Source organism: Selenomonas sp. oral taxon 136 (assembly GCF_001554015.1).
Lineage (GTDB): Bacteria > Bacillota > Negativicutes > Selenomonadales > Selenomonadaceae > Centipeda > Centipeda felix.
The window spans coordinates 868734-885778 of sequence record NZ_CP014239.1 but is presented as its reverse complement, the minus strand read 5'-3'; the positions used below and the strand labels follow the sequence as shown (position 1 = coordinate 885778).

Here is a 17045-nt window from a genome sequence, read left to right as displayed (position 1 = left end):
ATATCACGGAATAGGAGGTAAATCAAATGAGATACATTGTGGACTTTGAAATCCACGGGATGATGGAGGATGAATAACATGCGCGTACCAAAGCGACTGCCAAAGAGGCTGGCAGACTACGTGTCCCGCATGGAGCGGGACGGTGCTAGGTTGATTGCGGCATCAATGAGCCGCGCAAGGGGGCGGGCTTTTATCAGCCTGACCCTTACACAGCCCCACGAGTGGATTTCCCCCGACCTCATTACGGCGGAGTTCTCCCTCTCGTATGACCGTAAAGATAAGAGCTTCAAGGAGCAGCTCAGCTCTCATCGCCGCAGTTTTGATATTTTCCGGAAGGCGGTGTTGGCATCATGACAGAGAACGCAGAGAAGAAGCCGTTTGAGGTAACGGACGAGGCAAGCGCGGAGTGGTGCCTCGAAAAACTCGAGGAGAACGAGAAGACGCGTGCCCTCATCGACGAGCAATACAAGCAGATGACCGCACGCTATGAGAAGTGGCGGGCGGACGCGCTGGCAGAGATTGACGGGAGCGATGCACATCTCAAAGGCTTGCTTGAGCCGTGGGTGGCAGAGAAGATCGCGGACGGCAAGAAGAAGTCCGTGAAGCTGCCCTCTGGGCGCGTCGGATTCCGGGCGGGCGGTGAGATATGGAAGATGGGGGACGAGAAGGTCGAAGCGACAACCCCCGCTCTCCTTGCCTTTGTCAAGCAGGATGATGATTCCTTCGTGAAGGTGCAGGAATCCGTGCGCTGGGGCGACTACAAGAAGACGCTCAACGTTATGAAGGACGGACGCGTCGCCACGTCGGACGGTCAGATCATCGAAGGAATGACGGTCACGCAGGGTGCACCGAGCTTCTATGTGGAGGTGGCGAAATGAGCAGAGCAATTCTGGTGTATGGGGAAAGTGGGAGTGGTAAGACAACATCACTCCGCACGCTCGACCCCGAGCGCACCTTTATCGTTGATGCTGATCGTAAGGGGCTCTCGTGGAAGGGCTGGAAGAAGCAGTACAACGGCGCAAAGAAGAACTACACGCAGACCTCAAGCGTCCCGACCATCGAAGCTATCTATCAGAAGATGCAGGGAGAATGGGCGGATAAGTTCGACACGCTCGTCATTGACGGTCTTACCACAATCATGGTGGACGATGAGATGCGCAGAGCGAAGGAACGCGGATTCGATAAGTTCGTCAACCTCGCGCAATGCGTGTGGAACATCGTGTCGGATGCGCACCTCTTGCGTGAGAATCTGACGGTCGTCTTTATCGCTCACTCACTCACGGAACATGACGAGAGCGGCTACCAGTGGACACACGTCAAGACAGGTGGACGCAAGCTCGATAAGATTGTTCTTGAATCCAAGTTTACAACGGTGCTCTGGGCGAAGTCGCTGGACGGGCGGTATGTATTTGTCACACAGGCAGATCACTCCACGGCGAAAAGCCCGATGGATTGTTTTGAGAAGGAGATTCCGAATGACATGGCTGCGGTAATCGCGGCACTCAAGGAGTACGAGGAGGACGATGACAATGATGCAGAAACCAAGTGACTGGGACACGACCCCCGCAATCACAGGGGAATACATTCCTCTGCCGCCGGGCGGCTATGAGTGCCGCATCGTGAAGGTTCAGAAGGGAGAGTCAAAGAGCGGAGCTGCGATGCTGACGATTGCCTTTGATATCGAGAGCGGCAAGTATGCGGGCTACTACCGCAAACAGTACGAGGGGCGCAAGGCAAGCAATGCTGATGCAAAGTGGGGCGGCATGTACTACCAGCTCACGGCTGGCGAGCAGCAGGGGCGGTTCAAGGGAATGCTCCAGAACATCGAGAAGTTCAATCCCGGCTACACATGGGACTGGAACGAGCAGAGCCTTGTCGGCAAACTCTTTGGCGGCAAGTTCCGTGAGGAAGAGTACATCTACAACGGGAAAATCTACACATCAACAAAATGCATCGCAATCTTGCCGATTGAGGGCATTGAGGCAATTACGCCACCCGAAAAGAAGTGCATCGAGCAGGAGATGCGCAACGGATATGGCACTGACGATGACGATATTCCGTTCTGATGGTGCTCTTAGGTAATGTTGTGGAGGAGCGGGATGATGGCGTTACTGTCTTTGTCCCGTTCCCTCATGACAAGAAAAAGCCGGAGGGGTATCAACCCCTTGTTGGTGTGGAGCTTGTCGATAAGCGTCATATATCGGCAGATCAGCGTAAAAAAGCCTATGTGCTGATCTCCTACATTGCCGCGTGGTGGGGGTATACACCACTCGAAGCGATGAAGGAAATGCTAAAGCTCATGTTCGTCGGTGAGGCGGAAACGCTCAGAAGGACATTCTCGCTGTCTGACTGCGATATGACGACCGCAAGGCTGTTTATCACCTACTTGATTGACTTCTGCATCCTCCATGGTGTTGACGTAGGAGAGCCGCTGTATCAGCTCTCAGAGGACATCCCGCGTTATGTGTGGGCGTGCCTCATGAACAAGCGGTGTGCGGTGTGTGGGCGAAAAGCAGAGTTGCATCACTGCAATGGTAGCGTGGTCGGCATGGGGCGCAACCGCAAGGAGATATGTCACATCGGGATGCGTGCGCTGCCCCTGTGTAGGGAACATCACACGGAGATACACGCGGTAGGGCAGGAAGATTTTCTGAGGAGATACTTCCTCGAGCCTGTGCGAATTGACGAGCGGATCGCGAAAGTGCATCGACTGAAAGCGAGGTGAAGATATGTTTGTTGTCAAAGACTTGGAGCGGCTGAAGGAGTACGGGTTTCAAACCACTGGATATACAAACTCTAAGGGCAGGGCGATCTATCGGAAGGAGATAGGCGAATCACAATATGATTCTGCTTCCGCATCTCTGGCACTCATTGTGAATGCTGATGGCGAAAGAGAGAATGAAATTGTGGTTTGTTGTGAAGCAGAATTAGCCACGGATATAAAAACCGTCTACCCCGTTATGTGGGCATTCGACGAGCTTTCTGAGATGCTGCATGATGATGTGATTGTGTGGAGCAAGCTCCCGAGACCATAGAGCGAGGTGGTGAACAGTGTTTAGCATGATTACCCAGCTGACGGCATTCGGAAGAATCAGCATTGACAACCTTTCGGCAACGGCTCAAACCCTCTATCTCAGATTGATTCTGATTGATAACGGGCTTGGCTGGCCGGAACGTTTCTACGCTTCGAATTCTCGGCTAATGACAGAGGCAGGGATTAACAGCGAGAAAACACTTATCACAGCAAGAAATCAGTTAATCCAAATGGGACTTGTCGAGTACAGAAAAGGTACTGCCAAAGGAAAGGCGGGCACGTACAAGCTCAAAATTATCCCGACTACTGGCGTAACTACTGTAGGAACTACTGTAGCATCGGCTGGCGTATCGGGCGCCTATATGACAGACCAATATAGACAAGAAAAGACTAGACAAGAAAAGACTATAGCTGCTGCTGCAACGCGCGCGTGCGAGGGGGACAGTGCCCTTGCAGAAGCAGTGCGCGTGTTCGAGGAAAACATCCACCCTCTTGGCGGTGACATAGAGAGTGATACGCTCATTGACCTTGTAGACGACTACAGTGCGCCATGGGTGATCGCCGCTGTCAAAGAGGCGGTGATATACAACGCACGCAGCATGGGATACATGAAAGCCGTTCTTGAGCGGTGGAAGCGTGACGGGTTCAAGGCACCGAGGAAAGGGGTGAAACAGCATGGAACAGGCAGGAACGATAGCCGCGAGGCTCTTGAAGAACGGTATTCAGATTTCGCCGAAGCCGACCGCAACTACATCCCTCCGTGGAAGCTACGATCTTCCAGCGGAGGAGATCAGGCGGCATCGGGAGGAGATTGCGGACATTGAGCGTGCGCAGGAAAGATGCAAGGGATGCACGGGAGAGGTCTGCAAACAACCTTCTCAGGGCATGATTCCCGTCGTCGAAGTCCATGACGGGCGGTTTTGTTACGCTCTCAGGCGATGCCGTCACGAGCGAAACCGTCTGGTACGTCTGCGCATCTTACGACTCTTTGCTTCTGCCCGTGTCCCTAGGGCGTACGAAGGGGACACGTTCGCGGATTACATCGTCACGGAGGCGAACAAAGACGCCGTCGATGCGGCACACATGATGGTCGCAGACGAGATCAAGGGGCTGTTTCTCCACGGCGAGAAAGGCACGGGCAAGGCAAAGCTCGCGGCAATCATCGCCAACGAGCGGGCGGGCGCGGGAAAGCCTGTGCTCTTTGCCTCTGTGCCTGACCTCATGGCAGACATCCGCGCATCGTTCGCGAGCGGCGGAACGTCGGAGCGGGTACAGACGGTTAAGGAGACGCCATTTCTCGTGTTGGACGATCTCGGCGCAGAGAAAATGACGGAGTGGGTTGGCGAGCAGCTCTTTTGCATCGTGAATCACAGGTACAACGAGCAGCTGCCGACGGTCGTCACGAGCAACTACAGCCCGACGCAGATCATCCGCCACATGGCAACGGTGGACGCGCGGGGCAACGTGATTGACGATATGCAGGGGCAACGGATTATGTCGCGCATCTACGGGATGTGCGAGCGGGTAGAGATTAGGGGCGCCGATTGGCGCATGAAAGGAGCGTGCTGAGATGGATTTGAAATGGATAGCGCAGATGGCAGAAAGGGTACGTGAACTGGAAGCGGAGAACAAGCGCTTGAAAGGCTTGTTGGAAGAGCAAGATAACAAGCAGGTGCTCGATATGACAAAGCCGCAGCCGTGCAACATGTTTGACGTTGCGGATGGTGAGGCGTGGGCAAAGGAACTGGGCAAGCACATGTATGATGTCGTTAGAGATGTGATATACATGGATCAGTTTTTTGATTGTGTAGAGCGTGCGGATGAAGCGGCTCTCGCCGAAAAACTCACGTATATTACCACGGTCTGTACGTCATGGATTGCCGCGCTCGGCTATGACGAAGCGATGCGCGGCGACCTGCAGCGGCGCGTGAACGAGAAGAACAAGGAACGCGGGTATTTCTGAGGAGGCGGCGAGATGGACGAGTATCATCCCTGCAAAAAGTCCGACCCGACGGCGCGGGAGGCGATCGGGAACGTGATGCGCCTTGTGCGGGCGCAGAACAGGAACAAGTACAACGCACGCAAGACAACGGTGTGCGGGTACACGTTTGACAGTAGGAGAGAGGCAGAAATCTATCTTGACCTACTCTCACGAAAGCAGCACGGCGAGGTTCTCCGCATCGGCTTGCAGCCATCCTACACCCTTCTTGAGGGATTCCGTGACAACACGGGCAAGAAGCAGAGACCGATTACCTACACAGCGGATTTCCTTGTCACCTACGCCGACGGGCGCAATGAGGTGATCGAGGTTAAGGGCGTACGTACGCGTGACTATCTGCTACGCAAGAAGCTATTTCTCTACAAGATGAGGGACGAGAATATCATTTTTCGGGAGGTAAAGTAATGACGCTCGGCAGTCTGTTTGACGGCATCGGCGGCTTCTTACTTGCGGCGCGTCATGCGGGGGTTACGCCTATATGGGCGAGTGAAATCGAGCCGTTCCCGTGTTCGGTGACGGCGCGGCACTTCCCCGATGTGCAGCAGCTCGGAGACATTACACAGATCAATCCCGACGAGATAGAGCCCGTGGACATTATCTGCGCGGGAAGCCCGTGTCAAGATTTGAGTATTGCAGGAAAAAGAAAGGGGCTGAACGGTGAACGCAGCGGCTTATTCCGCACAGCAGCTCACCTTGTTCGACGAATGTGGGAGCGTACCGCAGGGGAGTATCCGAGATTCTTTGTTTGGGAGAACGTCCCCGGTGCATTCTCGAGCAATAAAGGAGCTGATTTTAGAGCCGTGCTTGAGGAAATCGGACAGACCGAAATTCCAATACCTTCCAATGGAAAATGGGCAAACGCAGGACTGGCAGAACTGCAAGAGTGTCAAATCGCATGGCGCGTCCTCGACGCGCAATATTGGGGAGTCCCCCAACGCCGCCGTAGAATCTGTCTTGTCGCGGATTTTGCAGCCTCTGGAAGATGTGCCGGAGAAATACTATTTGAGTCAAAGAGCGTGCAAGGGGATATTGCGGCGAGCACAGGAACGGGGGAAGAAGCTGCCCGAGGAGCTGAGGATTGCGCTCGAATTGCAGTCTACGATATGACACACGCGGATGAGGTTATGCGCCCTGTGCGTGGTGACATCGCTCCAACCCTCAACGCCCGCATGGGGACGGGAGGAAATCAAGTACCTGTCGTGCTCACGGAAGGAAAGGTGCGTCGTCTCACACCAACGGAGTGTGAACGCTTGCAGGGACTAGAGGACGGATACACCGAGGGCGGAAGCGATACGGCGCGCTACAAGGCACTCGGCAACGGCATGGCGCAGCTCTGCGCGGACTATGTGATTCGGAGGATTGTGGAGGTGAGCAATGAAACCAATTCTTGACGCTTGCTGCGGATCCAAAATGTTCTGGTTCGACAAAGAAAATCCTGCGGCCGTGTTTATGGACAATCGCAGCTTTGCCCAAAACCTTTGTGATGGACGGCGATTCGAGGTAAAGCCCGATCTGATCGCGGACTTCCGAGAGATACAATTTCCCGACGAGAGTTTCCGTCTTGTCGTATTTGACCCGCCGCACCTGTGCAGAGCAGGAAAGACTTCATGGCTTGGCATCAAGTACGGAGTGCTTGAAAGTACATGGCAAGATGACCTGCGTCGAGGATTCGAGGAGCGTATGCGCGTCCTAAAAGATTACGGCGTATTGATCTTCAAATGGTCGGAAGATCAGATTTCTACGGCGGATGTTCTGAAACTTCTCCCCGTGCGACCGTTGTTCGGGAACCGGAGGGGGAAGACAATCTGGCTGGTGTTTATGAAATTTCCGGAGGAACAACAACTACAATCGCAAAAATGCGGTTGAAAACACTGAATAACATCCAAAACTCGGGATATTCGACACTTATCTATTGGGGAGGCATCGGGCGACTATCCCGGGACACCTGTGCCGGATGAGGAGATTCCGTTTTGAGGGATAAGAAAAAAAGAGCGCCATATCACCGCTCTTTTGGTGCGTTCAGATAGACAGGAGGAAATAGCGTGAGAGAGTATGGCGACTATATCAGGGAGACAAAGCGGCTCTTGCAGAACTACAACAAAATGAAGGTCGCCGTCACGAATCTCACAGAGGAGATTAAGGCGCAGGAGATGGTCTTGCGTGATGAATCCATATCCTCCATCCAGTACGGAGACAATCGTATCAGCGGCGGGACAAGGGAATTGACTACAACAGAGGCGGCCGCTGTACGTCGCATTAAGCTTGAGGGGCATATTGCGGATATGCGGATCCGCAGAGATGAAATAGAGCGCACGATACGGGCGATTGATCGAGCCTTTGAGTCGCTGGATGATGCAGATGTGGAGCTGGTACAAGGGCGGTATATGCGGGGGCAGTCGTGGATAGAGATCGCGGATGTTCTGAACTATACAGAGAAGTGGGCGCAGGAGAAAGGCGGGAAGGTGCTGCGGGATGTGGCACTGATGTTGTTTGGGGTGGAAGTGAGACCGGTACAGTTGAAGATTTTTTTCTAGAAAAAGAGGGGATTCTTGTATTTTCGACGAATATATGCCTAGAAGCAGGCATATATTCGACAAGTTGGGAGGGAATATCATGTATGCAGCAATGGACTTGGCGAAATATATTGTTTCTAAATGCACTAAGGAAAATGTACCAATTAGCAATTTACAACTTCAGAAAATATTATATTATATTCAAAAAGAGTTTTTACATAAACGGGGAACTATTGCCTTTAATGATAGTATAGAGGCGTGGCAGTTTGGACCTGTTGTCCCAAGAGTTTATTACTTTTTTAGTGGTGCGGGTTCAATGCCTATTTTGATGCAGTACAATATAAAAATTGGCAAGGATGACGAAAAGTTAATTGATTCAATAGTAGAAGAAAAGAGATCGTTGAATCCATGGGAAATGGTAGAAGATACACATAGACCCAATGGTGCATGGGATTCAATTTATCGAGATGGAAGAGGCGCTAGTGATGTCATTCCTGTTAAAATGATTGTGGAGCGAGGATAAGAATGGATTCTGTTGAAGAAGAGATTCGTCAAAAGGATTTGAGGAAGCTCTTATTTGATTTGGCTAAGACACAAGATATTTTACAAACATCAGATAGGGAAAAGGCTATATATGAGCGTCTGGAGAGGATATATTATTCTCCACCTAATAGTCAAAAATTTCATCATTTATATTCCGAAATTTTTTCGATATTAGCTCAAATAACACGTGATCCGGCTTTAGGAAATATAGATATTTTGGGACAAAATCTTTCATTGTTGCGTGCTAATTATAAACCAGAAAAGCAAGATGAAATGTTCATCGATATTACAGATTGTTTAAGAAAATTATATGATCATGTTAATTTAGATATAGCAAGACTTAATTATTCAAAAGAAATATTTTGGAAAGCTTCTGGTGGTGAAGAATATATTAGATTACATGAACAGATGCAATGCACAGAGAAGAACTTTTCTGAACAACTTAATGCTATATCAACTGAAACCAGAGAAAAGGCAAAAAAGCTTGAGATACGTTTGAGAGGTCTGCAGAAAGAATATATTGCCATTCTTGGAATATTTGCAGCAATTATGCTGTCATTTACTGCGGGCATTACTTTTTCCAACTCAGTATTTCAAAATATCGACAAGGCAAGTATTTATAGGTTAGCTTTTGTTGTCTCTCTTATAGGGGTGGTGCTAATCAATATTCTTTTTGGACTTTTTTACTATATTAACCATTTGGTTCGTGACGAGAATAAAAGAGCATCAGCTATACCATTATTGATATCAAATGGTGTGCTTTTTATCATTATGGGAATGACAGTTTGCTTTTGGTATGTTGGGGAAATTGAAGGAAGAAATATAAAAATAAGCGAACAACACATATCAGGGGGGATAATAAACGCCATAATAAACTTCTTCAAATAGTTGCCTTGTGGATAACTCAATTGCCTTCCCAACGGTATTTTTAACCGGGTTTTTGTTCTGTTTTACTTCCTTTTTTTCGCAGAAAAACCTGCTATACTGTTAATGTGGCCGGTTTGGAACGAGCCGCCACTACTTCCTTCAATCCCTTCCCTAACACAGAGCCGTCTCATGCGAGGCGGCTTTTCTGTTGGGCGGAGGTTGAGATATAAATTTCTCTGTTTTTTTTTATGTTTCGTTTGTGGGAAGTATAAATTTTGAGGGCATAGCTGCGGCAGTGCCCTTTTTGCATGAGTGGAAAGGAGGTGACGACGTGAAGCTGCCACCAATGCAGGATCGTTTCGTGGATGAGTGGTTAATTGACTTCAACGGGACACAGGCGGCAATTCGTGCAGGATACAGCGAACGCTCGGCAAGAAGTATTGCGGGCAGACTGTTGACAAAAGATAACATCCAAGCCGAAATTTCGCGTCGTCAAAAAGACCTCCAACGACGCACAGAGGTGACGCAAGAGCGCGTTGTCAAGGAGCTTGCACGCGTTGCTTTTGCGGATGCGACGGACTTTGTACAAGTCGAGACCCGGATAATCAATAGGGGGGACATAGAGGTTCCGCTCGAGTTGGCTGTACACAAGGAGACCGCTGAGCTTTCTGCTGACCAGCGCGCGGCTATTGCAAGCATCAAACAAGGGGCCAACGGGGTTGAACTAAAGCTGCACGACAAGATCAAGGCACTTGAGCTTCTGGGGAGGCACATCGGTATGTTTAACGACAAGCTCGAGGTCAAGGCGACCGTTGAGAATCCCTTTGCAGGGCTTTCGACGGAGGAGCTTCGGAACGTGATCGACAGTGGATAGCAGGCTGATTCTTCAAGCAAAACTGGAACTTGCACGGCGCGAGTTCTTTTTTTATTGCTGTCTGCGTGCACCCGATTTCTATAAGCCCGAGCGTTCCTATCTTCGTGAGCTCTGTGATGCGCTGCAGGAGTTCTACGAGGGCGGGGATGAGGTACTTGTCATCAACGAGCCGCCGCGTCACGGCAAGAGCCGCACGGCGGGGCTGTTCGTGGAGTGGATCCTCGGCAGGAATCCGAAAGAGAAGATCATGACAGGATCGTACAACGAAACGCTCTCGACGGTGTTCTCGAAGAACGTTCGCAACAGTATTCAGGAGATCAAGGCGGACGCAGCACGCATCGTCTATAGTGACATCTTTCCTGGCGTAGCGATAAAGGCGGGTGACGCGGCGATGAATCTATGGAGTCTTGCGGGCGGCTATAACAGCTATCTTGCGACCTCTCCGACGGGCACAGCGACGGGCTTCGGCTGCTCGCTGATGATCATCGACGACCTCATCAAGAACGCGGAAGAGGCATATAACGAGACGGTCAAGGAAAAGTATTGGGATTGGTTCACGAATACCATGCTCTCGCGTCTTGAGGAGGGCGGCAAGATCATCGTCATTATGACGCGCTGGGCATCGGATGACCTTGCGGGCAATGTGCTCAGACATTTCGCTGACCGCCGCATCCGCCACATCTCCATGAAGGCACTGCAGGGCGACGGGACGATGCTCTGCGATGAAATTCTCTCGCGCAAGTCCTACGAGGACAAAGTACGGGCGATGGGCGCGGATATTGCCTCTGCGAACTATCAGCAGGAGCCGATCGACATCAAAGGGCGGCTATACAGTACGCTCAAGACATACGATGACGTGCCGCGTAACACCTGCGGGCATCCGCTCTTCACGTCGGTCAAGGCGTATGTCGACACAGCGGACACGGGCGAGGATTACCTATGCGCCATCGTGTATGGCGCATACGCCAAGGAGGCCTATGTGCTCGACGTTCTCTATACGAAAGCCCCGATGGAGGAGACGGAGCCATTGGCGGCGCAGATGCTTCACAAGAACGGTGTCAATATCGCTGATATTGAGTCCAACTCGGGCGGGCGCGGATTCGCGCGTTCGGTGGAGCGGCATCTGCGCGAGACGTTCGGGAGCAACAAAACTGTCATTCGACCGTTTCACCAGTCGCGGAACAAGGCAGCACGGATTCTCTCCAATGCGACGTGGGTGATGGAGCATGTTTATTTCCCAACCAACTGGCGTGACCGCTGGCCGGAGTACTATGACGCTATGACACGGTATCAGCGTGAGGGCAAGAACAAGCACGATGATGCGCCCGATGCGACAACAGGCATTGCCGAGAAGATTGGCGCGGGTGATCTGTATAGTTTTGAGTAAGGAGGTGGGGCAATGTCCTTTATGGACGTGGTACGATACATCATTCGTCGCGGTGCTGAGTCCGTCATGAGCGAGGATGAATTTATCGAGGTCGAGACGGCGGCATGGCTGGCATCTGAAAAACGCCGCCAGATGATGATCGGCGAGGCGTATGCGCGCGGAGAGCATGATGTGCTCTACAAGACCCGCAGCGCGATCGGTGACGGCGGCAAAAAGACCACCGTGCGTAATCTGCCGAACAACATCATCATCGACAACCAGTACGGCAAGCTCGTCAATCAGAAAGCGAGCTACCTGCTCGCCAAGCCCTTTGAAGTAAAGACGGAGGACGATAGGTTCGGCGCACAGCTGCAGAGCGTATTCAACCAGGCATTTCGTCGCACGCTCAAGCAGATCGGCGAGGATTGCCTCAATGCGGGCGTCGGGTATCTCTACCCGTACTTTGCGGATAACGAGCTGCGCTTTCGGCGATTCGCCCCCGAGGAGATTCTGCCGTTCTGGATGGACGATGCGCATGAGGAGCTTGCTTCATTCCTGCGCGTCTACACCCTCGATTATTACGAGGGGCGCACGAAAAAAGAGAGCATCAAGGTGCAGTACTTCTCGAAAGAGGGCGTGCGGTACTTTACATTTGATTCGGGCAAGCTCCTGCCGGATGCGGAGGCGGAGGATTCACCGTATTTGCAGGTGGGCGGCGTGCCGATGAATTGGGATCGCGTTCCGCTTATCGTGTTTCGCGCGAACAGTGCCGAGCGTCCGTTGATCTCACGCGTAAAATCCTTGCAGGACGCACTCAACACACTGCTTTCGACATTCGCGGACAACTTGCAGGAGGACGCACGGAGCACAATCCTCGTCATCCACAACTATGACGGCGAGGAGCTCGGCGGATTCCGCAAGAACCTCTCAACTTTTGGCGCAATCAAAGTTCGAGACTCTGAGACCGCCAAGGGCGGCGTGGAGACGCTTTCCATCGAGGTCAATGCGCAGAACTATGAGCTCGTCCTGCGTCTCCTCAAGCGCGCCATCATCGAGAACGGCTGCGGATTCGACGCGAAGGATGACCGTCTATCGAACAATCCAAATCAGATGAACATCCAGTCGATGTACTCGGATATCGACCTTGACGCCAATGATATGGAGCTTGAATTTCAAGCGGCGTTGGAGCGTCTGATGTGGTTTGTCGGTGTTGCTCTGCGACTGAAAAAGGTCGAGCCCGGCGCGGTGGAGTTTGTCTTTAACCGCGACATCCTCATCAACGAGGCGGAGGCGATTGCGGACTGTCGTGATTCCGAGGGCGTAATCAGTCGGGAGACCATCATCGCAAATCATCCGTGGACGAAGGATACGAAAGCAGAGCTCGAGCGTCTCAAAAAAGAGCGCGCCGATTAGGCGGAGGAGATGCGGGGCATGTATCCGGTAGGTGAGGAGCATGGAGCACGATAAGTACTGGGCAGAGCGATTCGAGCAGCTGACGGAGGCGGAGCTGCGCAAGGCGGACGATCTCAGCGCGGAGATGGTCAAGGAGTACCGACAGACCGCGCAAGACCTGAATGACGATATTCAGCGTTGGTATGCACGATTCGCCGCTGAGAACAAAATGAGCCTTGCCGAGGCACGGCGTGTACTGACGGGGCGAGAACTTGCTGAGTTCCGCTGGACGGTGGACGAATACATTAAATATGCCAAGAAAGCGGATCTTTCCGAGGCATATATCCAGAAGCTAAAGAATGCCTCCGCGCGTGTCCACATTGACCGCCTCGAGGCGATACGGATGCAGATGGCACAGCACGTCGAAAAGCTTGCGGCAAAGGGGAATGCACGCCTCACGGACGTGCTGCGCGACATCTACCCCGACGCGCAGATGCGCACAGCGTACGAGGTGCAAAAGAAAAAGGGGTTTGAACCCTTCGCCCGCATCCCCGAGGCAGATGTTGACCGCATCCTAAAGAAACCGTGGGTATCCGATGGGCTGAACTTCTCCGACCGCATTTGGCGCGACAAAGAACGCCTGCTGAATACCCTGCAAGGAGAGCTGACGCGCGGACTGATACGCGGCGAGCCATACGGCAAGATTGCACAGCGGATCGCGGGGCGCATGGGTGTCGCCCGCAGCGCGGCGGCGCGGCTTGTAGAGACGGAGGCGGCTTTTTTCTCCTCGCGGGGACAGCTGGACGCATTCCGCGACCTCGGCGTAGAGCAATATGAGTTCGTGGCGACGCTCGACAGCAGGACATCAGAGACATGCCGCGAGATGGACGGCAAGGTGCTTCCCCTATCAGAGTTCAAACCCGGCATCACCGCCCCGCCGCTCCACTGTCACTGCCGATCAACCACCTGCCCGTACTTCGATGATGAGTTTACGGAGGGAGAGACACGGGCGGCGCGCGATCCTGAGACGGGGAAGACCGTGCAGGTGGATAGTAGGCTGACGTATGAAAACTGGAAGAACATTTTCGTCGACAAGACGCAGACGCTTGACGAGTGGAAAGAAAATGTCGCTTCACAGGCGACAAATGCTCCCGGTACATTGAATGCGGGTGCGCAAAGTGGTACAATAAAATCAAACCTATGGAGTACGCCAAATGGTTGGCAAATGTCTAGCGGATACAAGTACATTATGAACTCTGCTAAGGCGAGCGGGGTTGAATATAGGAGCGTCAGCACATTTGCTAAGTTGCCGACCGATGATGAAATCATATCACGATTGGCCGGTGGGGATAAAACCAAGGGCTCTTGTGCGTCACTTGCGCTCGCATACGCAGGAAATAAGGCGGGATTAGACGTAATCGATTTTAGGGGCGGGCTGAGTCAAAGCTTTTTCTCAAGATATTACAACCTGAATAACATAGCGCATTTTTCTGGTGTTGTGTCAAGGGAAATTACCCTTAAGAGATGCGCAACGGATTTGGCCAAATATCTCAAAGGAAATGAGGTCGTTGACGGGAAGGAGTACTGCTTAATTGCGGGGGCGCATGCGTCAATTATAAGGCGGTTGAATGGGGTTCTTGAATATCTGGAATTACAATCACCGGAAACAACAGGTCACGTAAAAAACGGATGGAATCGTTTTGATAGATACGGCAATGTTGCGGCGTGCCTATATCGTCGGTTTGGGTGTAAAAAGACTGTTGCGAGCCGTGCGATACTTATTGAAATAGATTCTTTCTTAAATAATCCGGAAATAAGGAGCACCCTTGGATATATCAATACGGATGTGAACGCTCAGATGAAGGGGGTTACTGGAAATGTCAAATGATACGTCTGTTTGGGAAAAAAGATACAAGGGCAGTAAAATTTGGTGGAAGAATATTCCTGGGGTTATTGGTGAGTTCGTTTTTAGTTTCGACAAGAAACGAGAGTATAACCTGTTTCAGGATTATGAGAAGCTGACACCTGAACAGAGAAAACTCGTAGATGCGGAGAATCCTCTGATTCCTTGACAATCAAACACAAAGCACTTGCGAATCATTGTAAGTGCTTTTCTTATGCCCATTTTGAAGCTCATCATTGGGAAAGATGATGCTATCGTGCAAGTATTAAAATACACAAAGAAGGAGTGAACCCATCCCCCCCCCCCGCCAATATGGGCAGAGGGTCGTGCTCACTCCTGTTACTTGTATTATACAATAGTCCAATTTGAAAATCAATAGGGGGTAATCATGCGAATCATCATTGAAGGGACGAAGGACGAAATAGCGGCGATCCTTCGCCTTGAAGAATCGCCGCAGGTGGATGTGGGCAAGGTTATAGGGAATATTACTGCCGAACTCAAGCGTGCAATGCAGGAGGGCGCACATGAAAATATTCGGGTTTGATCTCGGTATCAAGTACATCCAATTTTTGACACCGGACGGAGAGGAGGCATACTATGTCGAAAGATGACTACCACGTTCTCGCCTATCAGCTGCTCTCATACCTCTATGACTGCCTGCGGCGCGGCGAGGCGCCCGACGTTGAGCAGGTGTATTGGAACGAGGCGCACGCCGCCGTGAAAGTGAATGAGCGGTATTGGAACTATGTGTTGAAACATCTGGCGGATGACGGCTATATCGAGGGGCTTTCATTCGTTTCTGTCCTCGGTCGGCTCAACGCACAGCCGCGCATTACGGAGGCAGTCAACATCACGCCGAAGGGCATTGACTACCTCGAGGAAAACAGCAGCATGAAGAAGGCGTACCGCGTTATCAAGGGAATCAAAGATATCATTCCCGGCGCATAAAGCACTTACGAATCGTCGTGAGTGCTTTTCTTATGCCCAATTTTCAAGGAGGTGGTGCCGTGGCGCACTGAATCATACCGATATAGCAATCTAGCAGAATGGAGGAATCTATGACAAAAGACGAACTCAAGGCTCTCGGGCTCTCCGATGAACAGGCGGCGAAGGTCGCGGAGGACTACGAAAAGAACTACGTCGAAAAGAGCCGCTTCACTGCCAAGGAGGACGAGCTCAAGGCGGCCAAGGACGAGAGTAAGACCGCACGCGGGGAGCTCGACAAGCTGAAGAAGGATCACAAGGACAACGCCGAACTCGTCAAGCAGATCGACGAGCTCAAGGCGGCCGCCGATGCACGCGACAAGGAGCACGCAGCGAAGGTCAAGGCGATGGAGATTGATTCCATCGTTGAAAAGTCCCTGCTCGGGGCGAAGGCGAAGAACACCGCCGCTGTGCGTGCACTCCTGAAGCTCGAGGGCGCAGAGGCGGAGGACGGCAAGATCAAGGGGCTTGACGATCAGATCAAAAAGCTCAAAGAATCCGATGCGTATCTCTTTGAGACAGAGGGCACGGTGCGGGTAGAAGGGCTGAACCCGCCCGGTGGCAACGGCGGCGGTACGCCCGCACCGACGGTTCAGCAACAGTTTGAGACAGCGATGGGGCTGTAAGCGAAAGGAGTAAATTTTATGGCAATCAATACGCTTGAGATGGCAAAGATTTTCCAGCAGTCGCTCGACAAGCAGATGGGCATCGAGGCGACATCGGGCTGGATGGAGAGCAATGCACAGAATGTGAAGTACAACGGCGGCGACACGGTGCGTATGCCGCGCATCTCGACCACGGGCATGGCGAAGTACGATCGCGACAACGGATTCAATCAGGGCTCTGTGACGCTGACCTATGACGACTACAAGCTGACGCAGGATCGCGGCCGCACGTTCCAGCTTGACTCCATGGACGTGGATGAGAGCAATTTTATCGCCTCGGCAGGGACGGTCATGGGCGAGTTCCAGCGGCTGCAGGTTGTCCCCGAGGTCGATGCGTACCGCTACAGCCGCATTGCCGCGCTCGCGAAGAACGCGCATCGCACGACGGACGGATTCACGCCGAGCGAGACGAATATCCTTGCGCAGCTTGACAAGGAGATCACCGACCTGCAGGATGCCATCGGCGAGGCAGAGCAGCTGGTGATCCTCATGGCGACGCCGATCCGCACGGTGCTCAACAACGTGAAGAATATCGAGCGGCGTCTTGACGTGACGCAGTTCAAGGCGGGGGAAATCAACACGAGGGTCAAGACATACAACGAGATCCCGATTTTCTCTGTGCCCTCGCTGCGCATGAAGACAGCATATGTCTTTGCAGACGGCAAGACGACAGGGCAGGAGGCAGGCGGATTCAAGGCGGATACGGGTGCGAAGTCCATCAACTGGATCATCATCTCGCGGCGTGCGCCGATTGCGATCTCCAAGACGGACAAGGTACGCATTTTCACACCTGACGTCAACCAGAAGGCGGACGCGTGGAAGCTCGACTATCGCAAATTCCACGATATCTGGATCCCGACGAATAAGCTCGCGGGCGTCTGGGCGAATCTCGGTGCGTAAGGAGG

Annotated in this window: 24 protein-coding genes; all 24 read left to right on the top strand. The window is 52.3% G+C overall.

Annotated elements, in window-relative coordinates; genetic code table 11:
- Window positions 1-78 precede the first annotated feature (78 nt).
- The 24 genes from AXE86_RS04175 to AXE86_RS04065 all read left to right on the top strand — a co-directional run bounded on the left by AXE86_RS04175 (window position 79) and on the right by AXE86_RS04065 (window position 17040).
- Complete coding sequence (locus tag AXE86_RS04175) at window positions 79-354, top strand: hypothetical protein (RefSeq protein WP_061945017.1); 276 nt, start codon at window positions 79-81, stop codon at window positions 352-354.
- On the top strand, window positions 351-878 hold the full coding sequence (locus AXE86_RS04170; RefSeq protein WP_061945015.1) for a host-nuclease inhibitor Gam family protein: 528 nt from the start codon (window positions 351-353) through the stop codon (window positions 876-878). Before AXE86_RS04175 ends, AXE86_RS04170 begins: the two co-directional genes overlap by 4 nt.
- Complete coding sequence (locus AXE86_RS04165; RefSeq protein WP_061945013.1) at window positions 875-1549, top strand: AAA family ATPase; 675 nt, start codon at window positions 875-877, stop codon at window positions 1547-1549. Before AXE86_RS04170 ends, AXE86_RS04165 begins: the two co-directional genes overlap by 4 nt.
- A complete protein-coding gene (locus AXE86_RS04160; RefSeq protein ID WP_061945010.1) occupies window positions 1530-2066 on the top strand; it encodes a DUF669 domain-containing protein in 537 nt (178 codons plus the stop codon). The genes AXE86_RS04165 and AXE86_RS04160 overlap by 20 nt, the downstream gene beginning before the upstream one ends.
- Window positions 2066-2725 carry a putative HNHc nuclease gene (locus AXE86_RS04155; protein ID WP_061945007.1) on the top strand — a complete coding sequence of 220 codons (660 nt, stop codon included), beginning with the start codon at window positions 2066-2068 and terminating at the stop codon, window positions 2723-2725. The genes AXE86_RS04160 and AXE86_RS04155 overlap by 1 nt, the downstream gene beginning before the upstream one ends.
- 4 nt (window positions 2726-2729) lie before the next feature.
- Window positions 2730-3035, top strand: a complete 306-nt coding sequence (locus AXE86_RS04150; protein WP_061945004.1) for a hypothetical protein — start codon at window positions 2730-2732, stop codon at window positions 3033-3035.
- Between the two features lie 25 nt (window positions 3036-3060).
- Entirely contained in the window at window positions 3061-3858 is a 798-nt protein-coding gene (locus AXE86_RS04145) for a DnaD domain protein (RefSeq protein WP_198145288.1), read from the top strand.
- Between the two features lie 61 nt (window positions 3859-3919).
- Entirely contained in the window at window positions 3920-4603 is a 684-nt protein-coding gene (locus AXE86_RS04140) for an ATP-binding protein (RefSeq protein ID WP_232294924.1), read from the top strand.
- A 25-nt stretch (window positions 4604-4628) separates the two neighbouring features.
- Window positions 4629-4997 carry a hypothetical protein gene (locus tag AXE86_RS04135; RefSeq protein WP_232294923.1) on the top strand — a complete coding sequence of 123 codons (369 nt, stop codon included), beginning with the start codon at window positions 4629-4631 and terminating at the stop codon, window positions 4995-4997.
- A gap of 12 nt (window positions 4998-5009) precedes the next feature.
- Window positions 5010-5438: a DUF1064 domain-containing protein gene (locus tag AXE86_RS04130; RefSeq protein ID WP_061944998.1), complete on the top strand. Its 429-nt coding sequence runs from the start codon at window positions 5010-5012 to the stop codon at window positions 5436-5438.
- Complete coding sequence (locus tag AXE86_RS13100; RefSeq protein ID WP_061944995.1) at window positions 5438-6424, top strand: DNA cytosine methyltransferase; 987 nt, start codon at window positions 5438-5440, stop codon at window positions 6422-6424. Before AXE86_RS04130 ends, AXE86_RS13100 begins: the two co-directional genes overlap by 1 nt.
- Window positions 6408-6899, top strand: a complete 492-nt coding sequence (locus AXE86_RS04120) for a class I SAM-dependent methyltransferase (RefSeq protein WP_061944994.1) — start codon at window positions 6408-6410, stop codon at window positions 6897-6899. Before AXE86_RS13100 ends, AXE86_RS04120 begins: the two co-directional genes overlap by 17 nt.
- Window positions 6900-7075: 176 nt before the next feature.
- Window positions 7076-7567, top strand: a complete 492-nt coding sequence (locus AXE86_RS04115) for a hypothetical protein (RefSeq protein WP_061944993.1) — start codon at window positions 7076-7078, stop codon at window positions 7565-7567.
- A 79-nt stretch (window positions 7568-7646) separates the two neighbouring features.
- Complete coding sequence (locus AXE86_RS04110) at window positions 7647-8069, top strand: Panacea domain-containing protein (protein WP_061944991.1); 423 nt, start codon at window positions 7647-7649, stop codon at window positions 8067-8069.
- Window positions 8070-8071: 2 nt separating this feature from the next.
- Window positions 8072-8977 (top strand): hypothetical protein, encoded by a 906-nt coding sequence (locus tag AXE86_RS04105; protein ID WP_061944988.1) that lies wholly within the window; start codon window positions 8072-8074, stop codon window positions 8975-8977.
- 310 nt (window positions 8978-9287) lie between these two features.
- On the top strand, window positions 9288-9830 hold the full coding sequence (locus AXE86_RS04100; protein ID WP_198145287.1) for a terminase small subunit: 543 nt from the start codon (window positions 9288-9290) through the stop codon (window positions 9828-9830).
- Window positions 9823-11217 carry a phage terminase large subunit gene (gene terL / locus AXE86_RS04095; RefSeq protein ID WP_061944986.1) on the top strand — a complete coding sequence of 465 codons (1395 nt, stop codon included), beginning with the start codon at window positions 9823-9825 and terminating at the stop codon, window positions 11215-11217. The genes AXE86_RS04100 and terL overlap by 8 nt, the downstream gene beginning before the upstream one ends.
- A 12-nt stretch (window positions 11218-11229) precedes the next feature.
- Window positions 11230-12609 (top strand): phage portal protein, encoded by a 1380-nt coding sequence (locus tag AXE86_RS04090; protein ID WP_157064406.1) that lies wholly within the window; start codon window positions 11230-11232, stop codon window positions 12607-12609.
- A gap of 40 nt (window positions 12610-12649) precedes the next feature.
- Window positions 12650-14476, top strand: coding sequence for a minor capsid protein (locus AXE86_RS04085; RefSeq protein WP_061944984.1), 1827 nt, complete (start codon window positions 12650-12652; stop codon window positions 14474-14476).
- On the top strand, window positions 14466-14660 hold the full coding sequence (locus tag AXE86_RS04080; protein ID WP_061944982.1) for a DUF7675 family protein: 195 nt from the start codon (window positions 14466-14468) through the stop codon (window positions 14658-14660). Before AXE86_RS04085 ends, AXE86_RS04080 begins: the two co-directional genes overlap by 11 nt.
- Window positions 14661-14879: 219 nt before the next feature.
- Window positions 14880-15035 carry a hypothetical protein gene (locus AXE86_RS12610; RefSeq protein WP_157064405.1) on the top strand — a complete coding sequence of 52 codons (156 nt, stop codon included), beginning with the start codon at window positions 14880-14882 and terminating at the stop codon, window positions 15033-15035.
- A gap of 53 nt (window positions 15036-15088) precedes the next feature.
- Window positions 15089-15439: a YjcQ family protein gene (locus AXE86_RS04075; protein WP_061944980.1), complete on the top strand. Its 351-nt coding sequence runs from the start codon at window positions 15089-15091 to the stop codon at window positions 15437-15439.
- A 110-nt stretch (window positions 15440-15549) separates the two neighbouring features.
- Window positions 15550-16101, top strand: a complete 552-nt coding sequence (locus AXE86_RS04070) for a phage scaffolding protein (protein ID WP_061944976.1) — start codon at window positions 15550-15552, stop codon at window positions 16099-16101.
- A gap of 18 nt (window positions 16102-16119) precedes the next feature.
- Window positions 16120-17040 carry a hypothetical protein gene (locus AXE86_RS04065; RefSeq protein ID WP_061944973.1) on the top strand — a complete coding sequence of 307 codons (921 nt, stop codon included), beginning with the start codon at window positions 16120-16122 and terminating at the stop codon, window positions 17038-17040.
- Window positions 17041-17045 lie beyond the last annotated feature (5 nt).

Bases quoted from the DNA above. Each gene is read 5' to 3' on its own strand.
- AXE86_RS04070 (WP_061944976.1), top strand. From the start codon at position 15,550: ATGACAAAAGACGAACTCAAGGCTCTCGGGCTCTCCGATGAACAGGCG.
- AXE86_RS04090 (WP_157064406.1), top strand. From the start codon at position 11,230: ATGTCCTTTATGGACGTGGTACGATACATCATTCGTCGCGGTGCTGAG.
- AXE86_RS04175 (WP_061945017.1), top strand. From the start codon at position 79: ATGCGCGTACCAAAGCGACTGCCAAAGAGGCTGGCAGACTACGTGTCC.
- AXE86_RS04065 (WP_061944973.1), top strand. From the start codon at position 16,120: ATGGCAATCAATACGCTTGAGATGGCAAAGATTTTCCAGCAGTCGCTC.
- AXE86_RS04170 (WP_061945015.1), top strand. From the start codon at position 351: ATGACAGAGAACGCAGAGAAGAAGCCGTTTGAGGTAACGGACGAGGCA.
- AXE86_RS04085 (WP_061944984.1), top strand. From the start codon at position 12,650: ATGGAGCACGATAAGTACTGGGCAGAGCGATTCGAGCAGCTGACGGAG.
- AXE86_RS04105 (WP_061944988.1), top strand. From the start codon at position 8,072: ATGGATTCTGTTGAAGAAGAGATTCGTCAAAAGGATTTGAGGAAGCTC.
- AXE86_RS04140 (WP_232294924.1), top strand. From the start codon at position 3,920: ATGATTCCCGTCGTCGAAGTCCATGACGGGCGGTTTTGTTACGCTCTC.
- AXE86_RS04080 (WP_061944982.1), top strand. From the start codon at position 14,466: ATGTCAAATGATACGTCTGTTTGGGAAAAAAGATACAAGGGCAGTAAA.
- AXE86_RS12610 (WP_157064405.1), top strand. From the start codon at position 14,880: ATGCGAATCATCATTGAAGGGACGAAGGACGAAATAGCGGCGATCCTT.
- AXE86_RS04130 (WP_061944998.1), top strand. From the start codon at position 5,010: ATGGACGAGTATCATCCCTGCAAAAAGTCCGACCCGACGGCGCGGGAG.
- AXE86_RS04075 (WP_061944980.1), top strand. From the start codon at position 15,089: ATGTCGAAAGATGACTACCACGTTCTCGCCTATCAGCTGCTCTCATAC.
- AXE86_RS04155 (WP_061945007.1), top strand. From the start codon at position 2,066: ATGGTGCTCTTAGGTAATGTTGTGGAGGAGCGGGATGATGGCGTTACT.
- AXE86_RS04165 (WP_061945013.1), top strand. From the start codon at position 875: ATGAGCAGAGCAATTCTGGTGTATGGGGAAAGTGGGAGTGGTAAGACA.
- AXE86_RS04135 (WP_232294923.1), top strand. From the start codon at position 4,629: ATGGCAGAAAGGGTACGTGAACTGGAAGCGGAGAACAAGCGCTTGAAA.
- AXE86_RS04160 (WP_061945010.1), top strand. From the start codon at position 1,530: ATGATGCAGAAACCAAGTGACTGGGACACGACCCCCGCAATCACAGGG.
- AXE86_RS04110 (WP_061944991.1), top strand. From the start codon at position 7,647: ATGTATGCAGCAATGGACTTGGCGAAATATATTGTTTCTAAATGCACT.
- AXE86_RS13100 (WP_061944995.1), top strand. From the start codon at position 5,438: ATGACGCTCGGCAGTCTGTTTGACGGCATCGGCGGCTTCTTACTTGCG.
- AXE86_RS04150 (WP_061945004.1), top strand. From the start codon at position 2,730: ATGTTTGTTGTCAAAGACTTGGAGCGGCTGAAGGAGTACGGGTTTCAA.
- AXE86_RS04120 (WP_061944994.1), top strand. From the start codon at position 6,408: ATGAAACCAATTCTTGACGCTTGCTGCGGATCCAAAATGTTCTGGTTC.
- AXE86_RS04145 (WP_198145288.1), top strand. From the start codon at position 3,061: ATGATTACCCAGCTGACGGCATTCGGAAGAATCAGCATTGACAACCTT.